Here is a 14,630-nt window from a genome sequence, read left to right as displayed (position 1 = left end):
CGGGTCGGGGGCTACGCCCGACGGCGGCCGCGCCAGGCCACGAACACGAGGCCGAGCACGCCGATGATGACCAGGGCGGCGCCGGGGGCGGCCAGCCGCTGCATGTCAGCGGGCGCGTCGGCGACCGTCGTGAACGTCGCGGTGGCCGGTTCCGGGGCCACGGCAGGGCGGCCGTCGCCGAGCAGCTTCTCGACGCGGCCGATGTAGACGTCGCTGGCGGGCGCGGTGCCGCCACCCTGGGCGATCGTGAGCGCGCCGTCGGCGCCGCCGGTGGCGAAGAAGACGTACGGGTCGCCGACGACGAGGTCCGGCAGGCCACAGGCGCGGGTGCGGATGTCGGTCGTGACCGCGGCCTGCGCGTCCGTGATCGCCTCGCCCTTGTAGATCCGGTCGACGTCGACGGTGAAGGTGGCGGTGTTGCCCGCGACCGACTTGTCGGAGATGACGCCGGTGAAGACGTCGTCGGCGCCCATGGTGCGCTGCTCGAGCGTGAGCGGCGCGCTCGCCGGGCACGCCTGCGACGGCGCGGCCAGCGCCACCACGCCCGCGGGGGCGAGCAGCAGGACGGCGAGGAGGCGTCGGATCACTGCGCTATTCAACAGACCCGAGGTCGAAGACACCAGCCAGCACCTGGGCCACGCCGTCCTCGTCGTGCCCGGGAGCCAGGTGGTCGGCGGCGGCCACGACGCTCGGGTGCGCGTCCGCCATCGCGTACGACGTGCCCGCCCAGGTCAGCATCGGGAGGTCGTTGGGCATGTCGCCGAAGGCGATCACGTCGGCCGCGTCCACGCCGAGGCCGGCGGCGACCTGAGCCAGCGTCGACGCCTTCGTCACCTCGGGCGCGCTGATCTCCAGCAGCGCGGTCGACGACGACCAGGTGATCACCAGCCGGCCCTGCACGACGTCCTCCGCCAGGGCCCAGAACTCCTCCGGGTCGAGCTCCTCGTGCCGCGCCAGCAGCTTCAGGGCCGGCCGGTCGAACAGCTCGGCGACCGGAGCCCGCCGTACGCCGGCCGGCAGCTTCGCCCGCTCCATGAACCCGGGCTCCAGGTCGATGCCGTCGAGCGACTCGACTGCGAACGCCGTGCCGGGCACCGCGGCCCGGAGCTCCTCCGAGACCGCGACCGCGGTCGCGGCGTCCATGGTCCGGACCGTGCGCGGCTCGTGCCGGGCGACGTCCCAGACCAGCGCGCCGTTCGAGACGATCGCGAGGCCGTGGGAGCCGACGTGCTCGAAGACCACCTCGGTCCACCGGAGCGGACGGCCGGTCACGAAGACGACGGGGACGCCCAGGTCCTCGACCGCGGCGAGCACCCCGGCGGTGTACGGCGAGATGGAGCCGTCCGAGCGGACCAGGGTGCCGTCGAGGTCGGTGGCGACCAGCCTCGGCGTCGTCACACCGGCAGAGGGCGGGCCATCACGAGCTCGCCGTCCTCGTTGGCGCCGCGGAGGTCGGTGAAGCCGCACTTGGCGAGCACCCGGATGCTGGCCTTGTTGCTCGGCTCGACGCTGGCCCGCACGCGTACGCCGGCGGCGTCCGTCTCGGCGAGGAGCGCCTTCAGCGCCTCGGTCGCGAAGCCGTAGCCGTGCGCCTCGTCGACGAGCCCGTAGCCCACCTCGACCTCGGGCACGCCGTCGGGCGCGTCCTCGGGCGGGCCGAAGAACCCGATCGAGCCGAGCGCCGTCGTACCCCGGACGATGTGGCGCGGCGCCCAGGGGTCGTCGGGCTGGTACATGGTCGCCGCGTCGCGGTCGTCCTGGCGCGGGTAGTCGCGGTGCCACCCGTCCCGACCACGACCGGCGCGGATGTCCGCGGCCTCGTCGGGGGTCCACACCGGCAGGGTGAGCCGCTCGCTGGTGACGACCTGGGGCAGCGTCACCGGAACCACCGGTCGAGCTCGGTGGCCAGGCCGTCCTCGTAGACGCTGCCGGTGACGTCGTCGGCCGCGTCGATGACCTCTTGGATGGCCTGGCCCATGGCGACCGAACGACCGGCCCACTCGAACATCTCGAGGTCGTTGCGGCCGTCGCCGACAGCGAGGGCGTCGGCGGCGTCGATGCCGAGCGCCCGGGCGACGTGGTCGAGCCCGGACGCCTTGGAGACACCGACGGGCGCGAGGTCGAGCCAGGCCGTCCAGCCGACGACGTAGTTGGTGCCGTGCAGGCCCAGCTCGTCGGCGAGCGCGACGAACTCGTCGGCCGTCGCCTCGGGGTCACGGATGATCACGCGGCTCACCTCGGCGGCGAGCAGGTCCTCGATCTCGGTGACGATCATGTCGCCGGAGAGCTCCCCCTCGGGAAACGCCCGGCTCACCCGGTAGCCCACCCCGCGCTCCTCCACGGCGACGATGGCCGTGGGCTGCCGGGCCAGGATCGCCTCGACCGCAGGGCGGGCGTCGAACTTCTCCTCGTGCACGACCTCGATCGGCGGGTAGCGGAAGACCACAGCACCGTTGGACGCCACGATCCACAGCCGCTCGGCGCCCTCGTCGTGCAGGTCGAGCAGGTCGGCGACCCGAGTCATGCCGTGCGGCGACCGGCCGCTGGCCAGGACCACGTGCGCACCGGCGTCGAGCGCGCGGCGTACGGCGGCCTTGACCGCCGGGGCGACCTCCTCGTGGGTCATGCCGGCGCCCTCGACCCACTTGAGGATCGTGCCGTCGATGTCGAGGGCGACCAGGGCGGGCCGCCAGGACTCAGCCACCGATGGGCTCCAGGACCTCGCGCCCGAGCCACTTCTGCAGCGCCTTCGGCACCCGCACCGACCCGTCCGCCTGCTGGTGCGTCTCGAGGATCGCGACGATCGTGCGCGTCGAGGCGCAGAGCGTGCCGTTGAGGGTCGCGACCGGCTCGATGCCCCCGTCGAAGCGGCCCCGGATGTCCAGGCGCCGGGCCTGGAAGTCGAGGCAGTTGGAGGTCGAGGTGAGCTCGCGGTACTTGCCCTGGGTGGGGATCCACGCCTCGCAGTCGAACTTCCGGGTCGCCGAGAGTCCGAGGTCGCCGGCCGCGGTGTCGATGACCTGGTAGGCGAGCTCGAGCTTGTCCAGGAACGCCTTCTCGATGGCGAGCAGCCGCTGGTGCTCGGCGTACGACTCCTCGAGCGTCGTGTAGACGAACATCTCGACCTTGTCGAACCAGTGCACCCGGATGATGCCCTTGGTGTCCTTGCCGTGCGAGCCGGCCTCCTTGCGGAAGCAGGGGCTGAACGCGGCGTACCGGAGTGGCAGCGCACCGCCGTCGAGGATCTCGTCGGAGTGGTAGGCCGCCATCGGGACCTCCGAGGTCCCGACGAGGTACATGTCCTGACCCTCGATCCGGTAGACGTCGTCGGCGGCCTGGCCGAGGAAGCCGGTGCCCTCCATCGCCCGCGGCTTGACCATCGACGGCGCGATCACCTGGGTGAAGCCGTGCTCGCGGGCCGTCTCGTTGGCGAGGTTGACCAGCGCGAACTCGAGCTCCGCGCCGACGCCGGTGAGGAAGTAGAAACGCGAGCCCGACACCTTCGCGCCGCGCTCGATGTCGATGGCGCCGAGGATCTTGCCGAGCTCGATGTGGTCGCGCGGCTCGAAGTCGAACTCGACCGGCGTCCCGACCCGCTCGATCAGCCTGAAGTCGTCCTCGCCGCCCGCGGGCGCCTCGTCGGCCGCCAGCGCCGGGATCGCCATCACCGCCGACTGCCACGCCTCCTCGGCGGCGTTCTGCGCTGCCTCCGCGGCCTTCACCTCGGCGGCCAGCGTCTTGGTCTGGGCGAGCAGCGCCTGCTTCTCGTCGCCCTGCGCCTGCGGGATCAGCTTGCCGAGCTGCTTCTGCTCGCCCCGCTTGGCCTCGAACTCGACGATCGCCTGCCGCCGCGCGGTGTCGGCGGCCAGCGCGCGGTCCACGACCTCGTCGGAGAGACCACGCTTGGCCTGGGCGGCACGGACGCGGTCGGGGTCGTCTCGGAGGATGCGCGGGTCGATCATGTCGTCAGGCTATCCGGCGGGTGCCCGGGGGCGCGCGGGAGATCTCCTGGGCTGGGGACGGCATACTTCGGGGCGTGCTCGACCGCCCCCGCGCCATCGTCCTGAGCTGGGCAGCGCTCTGCTTCGTGCTGCTCGGGCTGCTGACGCTCGCGGTCGTCGACGAGGCCGAGTGGCTGGTCGACATCGACAACCGAGGCCAGTCGTCGCGGGATTGGGCGACCGACGTCTCCTGGCTGCACGACGTGCTCCGGGTCGTCGAGATCGCGTTCGGCACGGTCGCGATGACGGTCTACACCGTGGTGCTCGTCGCGCTGCTGCTGCGCCGCTACCACCGCGCGGCCTTCTTCACCGCGGGCGTGATGATCGTGACGCCACTGCTGACCACGCTGCTCAAGCTCGTCGTCGACCGGGACCGGCCGTCGTGGCAGAACGCCGACGCACTGCTCAGCAGCAACGCCTTCCCGTCCGGGCACGCGTCCGCGGCGACCGCTCTCGGCGGCATCATCGTCGTCCTGGTCTCGATGCTGGTGCGACGCAAGAGCGTGCGCCGGCTCGCGTACGCCGGCGTGGTCGTGATGGTCGTCGTGGTCTGCCTGGACCGGGTCCTTCTCGGGCGCCACTACCCCTCCGACGTCGTCGGCGGCGTCCTGCTCGGCCTGGGTGTCCTGCTGCTCGGGATCGCCGTCTACAACCCGCTCCCGCGCAGCCACTCCGCCAGCGTGGAGCCGCTGCCCGAGGTGTTCGTCTCCGAGCGGCAGCTGGCCGTGGTGCTCAACCCGATCAAGGTCGAGGACGTCGACCAGTTCAAGGCGGTCGTGAGCGCGATGGCGGCCGAGACCGGCTGGTCGACCCCGTCGTGGCACTACACGACCGTCGAGGACCCGGGCACCGGGATGGCGGCCGCCGCCTCGGTGGCCGGCGCCGACCTGGTGCTGGTCTGCGGTGGCGACGGCACGGTCCGCGAGGTCTGCGCCGAGCTCGCCGGCACCGGCATCCCGGTCGGGATCATCCCGGCCGGCACCGGCAACCTGCTGGCCCGCAACCTCGACATCCCGCTCTACCTGCGCGCGGCGATCGACGTCGCCCTCACCGGCCAGGACCGGGCGATCGACCTGGTCGAGGTCTCCGGTGACGGCTTCGAGGACACGCACTTCATGGTGATGGCCGGCATGGGCTTCGACGCCGCGATCATGGAGGGCGTCAACGAGGACATCAAGAAGCGGGTCGGCTGGCTGGCCTACGTGCTGTCCGCCCTGAAGTCACTGATGTTCCCGGCCGTGCGGGTCGAGGTCTCCGTCGACGGCGGCGAGTTCACCAAGCACCGGGCCCGCACGATCGTGGTCGGCAACGTCGGCTTCCTCCAGGCCGGCATGCCGCTGCTGCCCGACGCCGCCATCGACGACGGCGTGCTCGACGTCGTGATGCTGCACCCGCGCAAGTTCCTGTCCTGGATCCCGCTCGCCTACCGGGTGCTCGCCCGCCGGCCCCGCACCGACGAGCTGGTCAACCGGACCACCGGCCGCACCGTCGTGATCCGGGCCGCCTCCGACACCCCGCGCCAGCTCGACGGCGACTCCATCGGCCCCGGCCGCGAGCTGCACCTCACCTGCGTGCACGGGCGGCTGCTGGTGCGGGTGCCTCGCTGAGGGAGTTTTGTCGGCCGGCCGACGTTTCTCCCGCCTGGACGACGAAGTTTTGTCGTCCCAGCATGAGTTTCGTCGGCCGGCCGACGAAACTCACCGCTAGCGGGGCGTGAGCCAGAAGAGCGGCAGCTCGCGCTCGGTGCGCTCGGCGTACCGGGCGTAGTTGGGCCAGCCGGCGACGGCGACCGCCCACTTCTCGTCGCGCTCCGGGCCGGAGAGCTCGCGGGCGTCGACGGCCATGGTGCGCCCCTTGTAGGTCACCAGCGGCTCCTCGGCAGCGCGCAGGTTGCTCGCCCAGGCGGGCGGGTCCTGCGCGCCCCAGTTGGAGCCGACGATCAACCACCCCTCGCCGTGCGGGACGGTGAGCAGCGGCGTCGAGCGCAGGATCCCGGTCTTGCGGCCGGGCACCTGGAGCACCAGCTCGTGGAGGCCGGTCGCCATCATGATCGTGACCCGCCCCCACGAGATCCGCTGGAGGAACTTGTCGGTGCCGACGATGAGGCGCGAGTAGCGCGGCAGCCAGGGCTGGGCGCCGAGCTTGACCGCCATCGACCGCATCGGGTTCATGGCCGGACGATAGCGGTCCACTCAGGCCGAGGTGGGCACTTCCTGCGGCTCCTCGGCCACCGGGGCCGGGGCACCGTGCACGTGGAAGTCCCGCTGCCGGATCAGCACCAGGCAGAGCGCACCCACGGCGAACGCCGTCACCGCGGCGATCAGGCCGATGTGGTTGAGCGCATCCACGAAGCTGGACGTCGCCGCGTCGACCAGGGTCGGACGTACGGCGGGGGGTGCGGCCTCGATGACCCGCGCGACCTGCCCGCCGGTGACCGCGTCGGCGATCTGGTCGGACTGACCCGCGACCGGCGTGCCGGCCAGCTTGTCCTGGAGGCCGGCCGCGACCTGGTGGCTGAAGATCGAGCCGAGCGCGGCGATGCCGGTCGCGATGCCGACCTGGCGGAAGGTCGAGTTCACGCCGGACGCCATGCCCGCCCGGGCCGGGGCGACCACGCCGACGGCCGTGGAGACCAGCGGCGGGTTGATCATGCCGACGCCGACGCCGGAGACGATCAGGCCGGGGACGAGGTGCGTCCAGCTCGAGCCGGGGTCGATGCCGATGACGAGCAGCAGGCCGACGCCGAGCACCAGGAAGCCCGGCCCGATCAGCCACTTCGTCGGCACGTGGTCCATGAACCGGCCGGTGACCGCCGAGGCGACAAAGGTCGCCGCGGAGAGGAAGAGCAGCCGGACGCCGGTCTCGACGGCCGAGTAGCCGAGGACGTTCTGGAGGTAGATGACGATGTAGGTGAGCAGCGAGAAGATCGACGCCGAGACGCCGAACGCCGCCAGGAGACCCGCGGTGAAGGTCGGCTTCTTCAGCAGCGTCAGGTCGAACATCGGGTCCTTCTGCAGCAGCTGGCTGACCACGAAGGCGGCCAGCAGCACGCCGGAGACGACCAGGCTGGTCACGACCGTGGTGTCACCCCAGCCGTCCTTGCCCGCCTCGATGAGCCCGAAGACGAGCAGGCCGAGCGCCGAGCTGAAGGTCGCGAACCCGACCCAGTCCGGGCGGCCGGCGTACGGGTTCCGCGACTCCTGGACCCGGGTCATCGAGATGAACATCGCCACCAGGCAGATCGGCAGGTTCACGAAGAAGATCCAGCGCCACGACAGGCCGCTGGTCAGGATCCCGCCGAGCACCGGGCCGATCGCCACGGCCACACCGGTCGTCGCGCCGAAGGCGCCGAACGCCACGCCGCGGTCCTTGCCCGTGTACGTCGTGCCGAGGATCGCCAGCGAGGTCGCGAACATCGCGGCCCCGCCGATGCCCTGGCCGGCGCGCGCGATCGCCAGGAACTCGATGCTCGGGGCGATGCCGCACAGCAACGAGCCGATCGTGAAGAGCGCCGTGCCGATCACGAACACCTTGCGGCGCCCGTAGATGTCGGCGAGCGAGCCGGCGGTGAGCAGCAGGGCCGCCAGGCTGAGCGCGTACGCGTCGATGACCCACTGGAGGCCCGACAGCGAGGCGTCGAACTGGCTCTGGATGTCGGGGAGCGCGACGTTCACGATCGTCACGTCGAGGAGCAGCATGAACACGCCGGTGCACACCGCGACCAGCGTCCACCAGCGGCCCTTGTCGGGTTCGGTCTCTGTCACGTGCTGGGTCATGTCCTCACCTGCTGATTCGTTCGGGGGCAAATCATCATCTGCTTAACGATTACTCTCAGTACGATACGCTTGTTCGTGAGATCGTCAAGTGCCTAACGATCAGGAGATGGATCACATGGGGATGCCCGACGCCTCCGGCAGTCGCGAGCTGCTCCCGGCCCTGGCCGAGCACCCCGGCCATCTCTTCTGGCGCGCCGCCGCCCGGGTCAACGTCGCGCTCAGCGAGGCGCTCCCGCCGACCGTCGACGTGCACGCGTACGCCGCCCTGCTCGCCCTCGCAGGTGGCGCGGAGCGGAGCCAGCAGGCGATCGCGGAGTCGATCAGCATCAGCCGCACCACGATGGTCAAGGTCGCCGCCAGCCTGTCCGACCAGGGGCTGGTGACGCGGGTGCGCAACCCGAACGACCGGCGCTCCTACGCCCTCGCCCGCACGCCGGAGGGCGCGGCGGCGGCGCGGCGCTGGCGCCGACACATCGAGGACCTCGAGGACGCGATCACCGCCGGCTTCACGCTCGAGGAGCGCGAGGACCTGAGTCGGATGCTGGTGCGGGTCGCCGGGCCCGAGCTCGCCCCCGACACCCCGGCACCCCTGCTCGACAGCCTCGGGTTCCTCATCACCCGCGTCCACTTCCGGCTGCACCGCGAGTTCGCCGAGATCCTGGAGCCGATCGGCATCGAGCCCCGCCACGTCGGCTGCCTCACGGCACTCGACGCCTCCGGACCGATCCCGCAGGCCCAGCTCGCCCGCATCCTCGGCGTCAGCGGGGCGAGCGTCGTGCAGATGGTCGACGACCTCGAGCGCCGCGGCCTGGTGGAGCGCAGGCGCCTCGCCACCGACCGGCGCACCCAGGTGCTGCACCTGCTGCCCGCGGCGACGGACGTCGCCGGCGAGGCGCGCCGGCTCAGCGGCACCGTGCTCGACGACCGGCTCGGGCCGCTCAGCGCGGCGGAACGCAAGCGCCTCACCGGCTACCTGGTCCGGTTCGTCACCGCACCCTGACGCCCCTGCCCTCAGGGACGGGCGTGGTCGACCGCCTCGAGCTCCTCGGGCGAGAGCTGCTGCTCGCAGCGCCAGGCACTGATGCTCTTCGCGTAGGTGCGCGCGTCGCTGCGGCCGTGGATCGAGGTGAGCACCACCCCGTCGCCGCCGTCGTCGAGCAGCGCGACCGACCAGGAGAGGTGGCCGCCCATGTCACCGAAGGCGTCGTAGCGCACGACCGCCAGGTGCCGCAGCGCGTCGCTGCCCTCGCGGCGCAGCGCCGCAACCTCCTGCCGCAGGCCGTGCACGTCCTCGGGAACGGCGTCCAGCCCGTCGCCGGGCCGCCGGGCGCCTCGGCGTACGGCGACCAGCGCGACCAGCAGGGCGACGACGGCGACGACGAGCGCGACGATCTCCACGCCCCCGAGCCTAGGTTCCGGACGGTGGCCGATCGGGTCGCCCCGCCCGTGGGACCATGACCGACGTGACCCGACGCATCGCCTACCAGGGCGAACCCGGCGCCAACTCCCACCAGGTGTGCATGCAGCACTACCCCGACTGGGAGGCGGTGCCGTGCGCCTCGTTCGAGGACGTCTTCGCCGCGGTCGAGGCGAACGAGGCCGACCTCGCGATGATCCCGATCGACAACTCCATCGCCGGCCGGGTGGCCGACATCCACCACTTCCTGCCCGACTCCGGGCTGCACATCATCGCCGAGCACTTCCTGCGGATCCGCTTCCACCTGATGGCGATCCCGGGCGCGACCATCGACGGGATCACGACGGTGCACAGCCACGTGCACGCCCTGGGTCAGTGCCGCAAGATCATCCGCGAGCACGGCCTCACCGCCGTGATCTCCGGCGACACCGCCGGCGCGGCCCGCGAGGTCGCCGAGCTCGGCGACCCGACCATGGCCGCGATCTCCCCGCCGCTCGCGGCCGGGATCTACGGGCTGGAGATCCTGGCGAAGGACGTCGAGGACGAGGACCACAACACGACCCGCTTCGTGGTGCTCTCGCGCGACCTGGTGGAGGCCGCGCCCGACAACGGCCCGGTCGTCACCAGCTTCATCTTCAACGTCCGCAACCTGCCGGCCGCCCTCTACAAGGCGCTCGGCGGCTTCGCGACCAACGGCGTCAACATGACCAAGCTGGAGAGCTACATGGTCGGCGGCGAGTTCACGGCCACGCAGTTCCTCGCCGAGGTCGACGGGCACCCCGAGGAGACGCCGCTGCGCAACGCCCTCGAGGAGCTGGCGTTCTTCACGACCGACGTGAAGATCCTCGGGGTCTACCCCGCCGACCCGTTCCGCGCCGACGGCTACCGCTAGTCGGAGTCCGCCGAGGCCCCCATCAGGTTGAACATCGCGCCCTGCGGGTCGGCCAGGATCGCCATCCGGCCGACGCCCGGCACGTCGAACGCCGGCGCCACGACCGAGCCACCCAGCTCGACCGCCCGGGCGACGGTGTCGTCGACCGACTCGGCGTTGAAGTAGACGTTCCAGTGCGGGCGGACGCCGTCCATCATCGGCGGCATCGCCCCGGCGACCGGTCGGCCCTCGACGACGAGGGTCGTGTACGGCGTGCCGCCGTCCATCGGCGACTCCTCCCACCCGACGCCGAGCACCTCGGTGTAGAACGCCGTCGCGGCGGCGAGGTCGGGCGAGATGAGCTCGTTCCAGATCGGGGTGCCGGGCTCGTTGGCGCGGACCGTGCCGATGGTCGCGCCGGCCTGCCAGAGGCTGACGAAGGCGCCGGACGGGTCCTTGACGACCGACATCCGGCCGAGGTCCATCACGTCGAACGGCTGCCCCTCGACCGTGCCACCCGCCGCCTCGACCTTCGCCGTGGCCGCGTCCACGTCATCGACGGAGAGGTAGACGCCCCAGTAGGCGGGGTGGTCCTCCATCCCGGGCATCGGCCCGCTGATCCCGGCGACGGAGTCGCCCTCCTTGCCCACGGCGACGTAGTAGCCGGCGTCGCCCATCGGCACGTCCTCCAGCTCCCAGCCGAACAGCGGCCCGTAGAACTCCTTGGCCGCGGCCTGGTCGGGCGTCGTCAGCTCGACGTAGCTGGGCGTCCCCTGTGCGTAGGTCTCGAACTTCGGCATCTCGATGCTCCCTCGTGTGTGCTCGACCGACCCCACCCGCCAGACAACACCCGACCACCGACGGTGACAACGTCTCGCGGGTGAACGAGTAGGTTCACCCCGTGGACCAGCAGGACCCTCGCATCGCCGACCTCGGCTTCGCCCGCGTCGACGTCGACCGCGCGGCACGCACCGGAGACCCCGAGGTCGTGTACGGCGCCGGCAAGACCCCCGACCAGGTCGTCGCGATCCTGCGGGCGCTGCACGACAAGCACCCGGAGCGCGCGGTGCTCGCCACCCGGCTCACCCCGGAGGCGCTGGCCACGATCGGTGAAGCGCTCCCCGAGGCGACGCTGGACCCCGTCGCCCGCGCGGTGACTCTCGGCCCGCTCCCGACCGCGCGAGGCACGGTCGCGGTCGTCGCCGCCGGCACGTCCGACGCCCCCGTCGCCGCCGAGGCCGCGCTCACGGTCGCCGTCCACGGCGCCGGGGTGGAGCGCATCGACGACGTCGGCGTGGCCGGCCTGCACCGGCTCCTCGGCGTCCGGGACCGGCTCGCCCAGGCCGACTGCCTCATCGTGGTGGCCGGCATGGAGGGCGCGCTGCCGTCCGTGGTCGGCGGCCTGACCGGCGTCCCGATGGTCGCCGTCCCCACCAGCGTCGGCTACGGCGCCTCGCTCGGCGGCGTCGCCGCGCTGCTCGCCATGCTGAACTCCTGCGCCCCGGGCGTCACGGTCGTCAACATCGACAACGGGTACGGCGCGGGCGTGCACGCGGCGCGCGTCGCCCGCCAGAGCGCGCCGCGATGACCCAGGCCTGGGTCGACGCCTCGTCGGGGGCCAGCGGCGACATGCTGCTCGGCGCCCTGGTCGGCGCCGGCGTCCCCGTCGAGGTGATGCAGGAGGCGATCGACGCGGTCGCGCCCGAGCCGATCACGCTCCGCGTCGAGGAGGTACGCCGCGGCGCGCTGGCCGCCACCCGGGTGCACGTCGACGTCGCGGAGTCCCACCACCACCGCACCTGGCGCGACGTCCGCGCGATGCTGGCCGGGGCCGACCTCCCGCTGGCGGTCTTCGAGCGGCTCGCGGTCGCCGAGGGGGCCGTGCACGGGATGCCGGCCGACGACGTCCACTTCCACGAGGTCGGGGCCCTCGACGCGATCGCCGACGTCGTCGGGGTCTGCGCAGGCTTCGCGCACCTCGGCGCCACCGGCGTCACGGTCTCCCCCGTCGCGGTCGGCTCGGGCACCGTCCAGACCGCGCACGGCACCCTCCCCGTGCCGCCCCCGGCCGTCGCGGAGCTGCTGCGCGGCGTCCCGACGTACGCAGGCCCGGCGCCCATGGAGCTCTGCACCCCGACCGGGGCGGCGCTGCTGACCACGCTGGCCACGGCGTACGGCCCGCAGCCGGCGATGACCGTCGACACCATCGGCGTCGGCGCGGGCGGACGCGACCCGGAGGGGCACGCCAACGTGCTGCGGCTCTTCGTCGGTGGTTTCGAGGCTCACTCCGTTCGCACCTCAACCACCGAGGGGCCCCTGCTGCTGGAGTGCAACGTCGACGACCTCGACCCCCGGGTCTGGCCGGCGGTGATCGCGGCGCTGCTCGAGGTGGGCGCCTCGGACGCGTGGCTGACGCCGATCCTGATGAAGAAGGGGCGTCCGGCGCACACCCTCAGCGTGCTGGTCGACGCCGCGCGCGCCGACGACGTGCGCACCACGATCTTCCGCCAGACCAGCACGATCGGCCTGCGCGAGCAGCCGCTGACCAAGCACGCGCTGGACCGTGAGATGGTGGCGGTGGAGGTCGGCGGTCACCCGGTGGCCGTCAAGCTGGCCCGGCACCACGGCGTCGTCGTGAACGCCCAGCCGGAGTACGACGACGTCGCCCGCGCCGCCTCCGCCCTCCAGCGCCCGGTGGCCGACGTGCTCGCCGAGGCGACCTCCCTCGCCAGGAAGTTCGTCTAAGTGGATCCCGTCGTCATCGGCCTGACCTTCCTCGCGATCTTCGTCGTCGAGCTGCCGGACAAGACGTTCCTCGCGACCCTGGTGCTCGCGACGAAGTACCGGCCGATCCTGGTCTGGATCGGTGTCAGCCTCGCCTTCCTCGTGCAGACCCTGGTCGCCGTGCTGCTCGGCCACGCGGTGTCCTTCCTGCCCGAGGAGATCGTGCAGGCGGCCGCGGGCCTGATGTTCCTGGTCGGCGCCGTGATCCTCGTCCGCGAGGGCCGCAGCCACCAGGAGGCGGCCGCCAACGACGAGGAGGTCGAGACCAAGGAGGCGACCGGCTACAAGGCCGTGCTCGCCAGCTTCCTGGTGCTCTTCGCCGCCGAGTGGGGCGACCTCTCCCAGCTGCTGACGATCTCGCTGGTCGCGAAGTACGAGGAGCCGGTCGCGGTCTTCATCGGCGCGCTCAGCGCGCTGCTCCTGGTCAGCGGCCTCGCCGTCATCGCCGGCCGCCAGCTCCAGCGCTTCGTCAAGCTGCACGTGCTGCACTACGTCGGCGCCGGGGTGTGCCTGGTGCTCGCCGCCATCACGGCGTACGAGCTCCTCTCCTAGGCTGTCGGCCATGGCAACCCACGGAGCCGACAGCGAGGTCGGCCGTCTCCAGACGGTCCTGCTCCACCGACCCGGCAACGAGCTCAAGCGGCTGACGCCGCGCAACAACGACCGGCTGCTCTTCGACGGGATCCCCTGGGTGGCCCGCGCGCAGGAGGAGCACGACGGGTTCGCGGAGGCGCTGCGCGGGCGCGGCGTCGAGGTGCTCTACCTGACCGACCTGCTGGCCGAGACGCTCGCGAGCGACGACGCCCGCAACCACGCGATCACCACCGCGCTGGCGGGGCTGCACCTGGGTGACACGCTGCGCACCTACCTCGCGCACTTCCTCGCCGACGCGTCGCCCGCGGAGCTGACGGACTACCTGACCGCCGGGATCCGCAACGACGAGGTCCGCGGCGGGTTCGGCATCGTCACGTCGCTGCTCTCCCACGACGACTTCCTCATCGACCCGCTCCCCAACCTGCTCTTCACCCGGGACTCGTCGGTGTGGGTGCGCGACCGGGTCGCGGTCACCTCGCTCGCGATGCCGGCCCGCGCGCGGGAGACACAGCTGACCGAGCTGATCTACACCCAGCACCCGCGCTTCGTCGGCACCCGCACGGTGCACGGCTGGCACCACGAGCACGTCGAGGGCGGTGACGTGCTGCTGCTGGCGCCCGGCGTCATCGCGGTCGGTGTCGGGGAGCGGACGACGCCGGCGGGTGTGGAGCGGTTCGCGCGCCAGTCGTTCGACGCTGGGCTCGCGCACACCGTGCTCGCCGTACCGATCACGCAGGAACGCGCCACCATGCACCTCGACACCGTGTGCACGATGGTCGACGTCGACAAGATCGTGATGTACCCCAACGTCGCCGACTCCCTCACGGCGTACGCCGTCACGCCGACCGGCGACGGCACGCTCACCGTGGCGGACGCCGAGCCCTTCCTGGTGGCGGCGGCCAAGGCGATGGAGATCGACACGCTGCACCAGATCGACACCGGCCTCGACCCGGTCACCGCAGAGCGCGAGCAGTGGGACGACGGCAACAACACGCTGGCGGTCGCGCCGCGGGTGGCGGTGGCCTACGAGCGCAACGTCGAGACCAACGCGCGCCTGGAGGAGGCGGGCATCGAGGTGGTCCGGATCGCCGGCTCCGAGCTCGGCTCCGGTCGGGGCGGCCCGCGGTGCATGAGCTGCCCGGTCACCCGGGAGCCGCTGCCCGTCGAGTCGTGATGCCCACGGTGCG

General features: G+C 72.2%; 16 protein-coding genes. 7 read left to right on the top strand and 9 right to left on the bottom strand.

Annotation, left to right across the window (positions count from 1 at the left end; genetic code table 11):
- Positions 1–11: 11 nt before the first annotated feature.
- Genes ACFPYL_RS01920 through serS form a run of 5 tightly spaced genes read right to left on the bottom strand, consistent with a single transcriptional unit; the run spans position 12 to position 3,962 of the window.
- Positions 12–587 (bottom strand): hypothetical protein, encoded by a 576-nt coding sequence (locus ACFPYL_RS01920; protein ID WP_379149780.1) that lies wholly within the window; start codon positions 585–587, stop codon positions 12–14.
- 4 nt (positions 588–591) lie between these two features.
- Entirely contained in the window at positions 592–1,398 is an 807-nt protein-coding gene (locus ACFPYL_RS01915; RefSeq protein WP_379149778.1) for an HAD family hydrolase, read from the bottom strand.
- Complete coding sequence (locus ACFPYL_RS01910) at positions 1,395–1,880, bottom strand: GNAT family N-acetyltransferase (RefSeq protein ID WP_379149776.1); 486 nt, start codon at positions 1,878–1,880, stop codon at positions 1,395–1,397. Before ACFPYL_RS01910 ends, ACFPYL_RS01915 begins: the two co-directional genes overlap by 4 nt.
- On the bottom strand, positions 1,877–2,704 hold the full coding sequence (locus ACFPYL_RS01905; RefSeq protein ID WP_379149773.1) for an HAD family hydrolase: 828 nt from the start codon (positions 2,702–2,704) through the stop codon (positions 1,877–1,879). The genes ACFPYL_RS01910 and ACFPYL_RS01905 overlap by 4 nt, the downstream gene beginning before the upstream one ends.
- Positions 2,697–3,962, bottom strand: coding sequence for a serine--tRNA ligase (gene serS / locus ACFPYL_RS01900; RefSeq protein WP_379149771.1), 1,266 nt, complete (start codon positions 3,960–3,962; stop codon positions 2,697–2,699). The genes ACFPYL_RS01905 and serS overlap by 8 nt, the downstream gene beginning before the upstream one ends.
- Before the next feature lie 74 nt (positions 3,963–4,036).
- Between serS and ACFPYL_RS01895 the strand changes: the two genes are divergently transcribed.
- The gene (locus ACFPYL_RS01895; protein ID WP_379149769.1) at positions 4,037–5,608 is read left to right on the top strand and encodes a diacylglycerol kinase family protein; all 1,572 of its coding nucleotides are present in this window, start codon (positions 4,037–4,039) and stop codon (positions 5,606–5,608) included.
- 96 nt (positions 5,609–5,704) lie between these two features.
- Here ACFPYL_RS01895 and ACFPYL_RS01890 read toward each other — a convergent pair whose 3' ends face one another.
- Both ACFPYL_RS01890 and ACFPYL_RS01885 read right to left on the bottom strand, forming a co-directional pair.
- Positions 5,705–6,172 (bottom strand): nitroreductase family deazaflavin-dependent oxidoreductase, encoded by a 468-nt coding sequence (locus ACFPYL_RS01890; protein WP_379149767.1) that lies wholly within the window; start codon positions 6,170–6,172, stop codon positions 5,705–5,707.
- Between the two features lie 21 nt (positions 6,173–6,193).
- Positions 6,194–7,777 carry an MFS transporter gene (locus ACFPYL_RS01885; protein ID WP_379149765.1) on the bottom strand — a complete coding sequence of 528 codons (1,584 nt, stop codon included), beginning with the start codon at positions 7,775–7,777 and terminating at the stop codon, positions 6,194–6,196.
- A 106-nt stretch (positions 7,778–7,883) separates the two neighbouring features.
- On the opposite strand from ACFPYL_RS01885, the gene ACFPYL_RS01880 reads away from it, so the two are divergent.
- Complete coding sequence (locus ACFPYL_RS01880; RefSeq protein WP_379149763.1) at positions 7,884–8,777, top strand: MarR family winged helix-turn-helix transcriptional regulator; 894 nt, start codon at positions 7,884–7,886, stop codon at positions 8,775–8,777.
- An 11-nt stretch (positions 8,778–8,788) separates the two neighbouring features.
- Here ACFPYL_RS01880 and ACFPYL_RS01875 read toward each other — a convergent pair whose 3' ends face one another.
- On the bottom strand, positions 8,789–9,175 hold the full coding sequence (locus ACFPYL_RS01875) for a DUF4446 family protein (protein WP_379149761.1): 387 nt from the start codon (positions 9,173–9,175) through the stop codon (positions 8,789–8,791).
- Between the two features lie 65 nt (positions 9,176–9,240).
- Between ACFPYL_RS01875 and ACFPYL_RS01870 the strand changes: the two genes are divergently transcribed.
- A complete protein-coding gene (locus tag ACFPYL_RS01870) occupies positions 9,241–10,086 on the top strand; it encodes a prephenate dehydratase (RefSeq protein ID WP_379149759.1) in 846 nt (281 codons plus the stop codon).
- Here the strand turns inward: ACFPYL_RS01870 and ACFPYL_RS01865 are convergent.
- Complete coding sequence (locus ACFPYL_RS01865; RefSeq protein ID WP_379149757.1) at positions 10,083–10,865, bottom strand: VOC family protein; 783 nt, start codon at positions 10,863–10,865, stop codon at positions 10,083–10,085. The two genes, ACFPYL_RS01870 and ACFPYL_RS01865, sit on opposite strands and share 4 nt — an antisense overlap.
- Before the next feature lie 101 nt (positions 10,866–10,966).
- Here ACFPYL_RS01865 and larB point away from each other — a divergent pair, with 101 nt between their 5' ends.
- Genes larB through ACFPYL_RS01845 form a run of 4 tightly spaced genes read left to right on the top strand, consistent with a single transcriptional unit; the run spans position 10,967 to position 14,617 of the window.
- Positions 10,967–11,653 (top strand): nickel pincer cofactor biosynthesis protein LarB, encoded by a 687-nt coding sequence (gene larB, locus ACFPYL_RS01860; RefSeq protein ID WP_379149755.1) that lies wholly within the window; start codon positions 10,967–10,969, stop codon positions 11,651–11,653.
- Positions 11,650–12,810, top strand: coding sequence for a nickel pincer cofactor biosynthesis protein LarC (larC, locus tag ACFPYL_RS01855; RefSeq protein WP_379149753.1), 1,161 nt, complete (start codon positions 11,650–11,652; stop codon positions 12,808–12,810). Before larB ends, larC begins: the two co-directional genes overlap by 4 nt.
- Positions 12,811–13,401, top strand: coding sequence for a TMEM165/GDT1 family protein (locus ACFPYL_RS01850; RefSeq protein ID WP_379149751.1), 591 nt, complete (start codon positions 12,811–12,813; stop codon positions 13,399–13,401).
- A 10-nt stretch (positions 13,402–13,411) separates the two neighbouring features.
- Positions 13,412–14,617, top strand: a complete 1,206-nt coding sequence (locus ACFPYL_RS01845; protein ID WP_379149749.1) for an arginine deiminase — start codon at positions 13,412–13,414, stop codon at positions 14,615–14,617.
- The last annotated feature ends 13 nt before the right edge of the window (positions 14,618–14,630 follow it).

The organism is Nocardioides hankookensis (assembly GCF_042658885.1).
In the GTDB taxonomy this organism is placed as follows: domain Bacteria; phylum Actinomycetota; class Actinomycetes; order Propionibacteriales; family Nocardioidaceae; genus Nocardioides; species Nocardioides hankookensis.
The sequence above is the reverse complement of the archived record's forward strand: the minus strand, read 5'-3'. Positions and strand labels throughout refer to the sequence as shown.

Bases quoted from the DNA above. Each gene is read 5' to 3' on its own strand.
- serS (WP_379149771.1), bottom strand. From the start codon at position 3,962: ATGATCGACCCGCGCATCCTCCGAGACGACCCCGACCGCGTCCGTGCC.
- ACFPYL_RS01890 (WP_379149767.1), bottom strand. From the start codon at position 6,172: ATGAACCCGATGCGGTCGATGGCGGTCAAGCTCGGCGCCCAGCCCTGG.
- ACFPYL_RS01885 (WP_379149765.1), bottom strand. From the start codon at position 7,777: ATGACCCAGCACGTGACAGAGACCGAACCCGACAAGGGCCGCTGGTGG.
- ACFPYL_RS01880 (WP_379149763.1), top strand. From the start codon at position 7,884: ATGGATCACATGGGGATGCCCGACGCCTCCGGCAGTCGCGAGCTGCTC.
- ACFPYL_RS01865 (WP_379149757.1), bottom strand. From the start codon at position 10,865: ATGCCGAAGTTCGAGACCTACGCACAGGGGACGCCCAGCTACGTCGAG.
- larC (WP_379149753.1), top strand. From the start codon at position 11,650: ATGACCCAGGCCTGGGTCGACGCCTCGTCGGGGGCCAGCGGCGACATG.
- ACFPYL_RS01845 (WP_379149749.1), top strand. From the start codon at position 13,412: ATGGCAACCCACGGAGCCGACAGCGAGGTCGGCCGTCTCCAGACGGTC.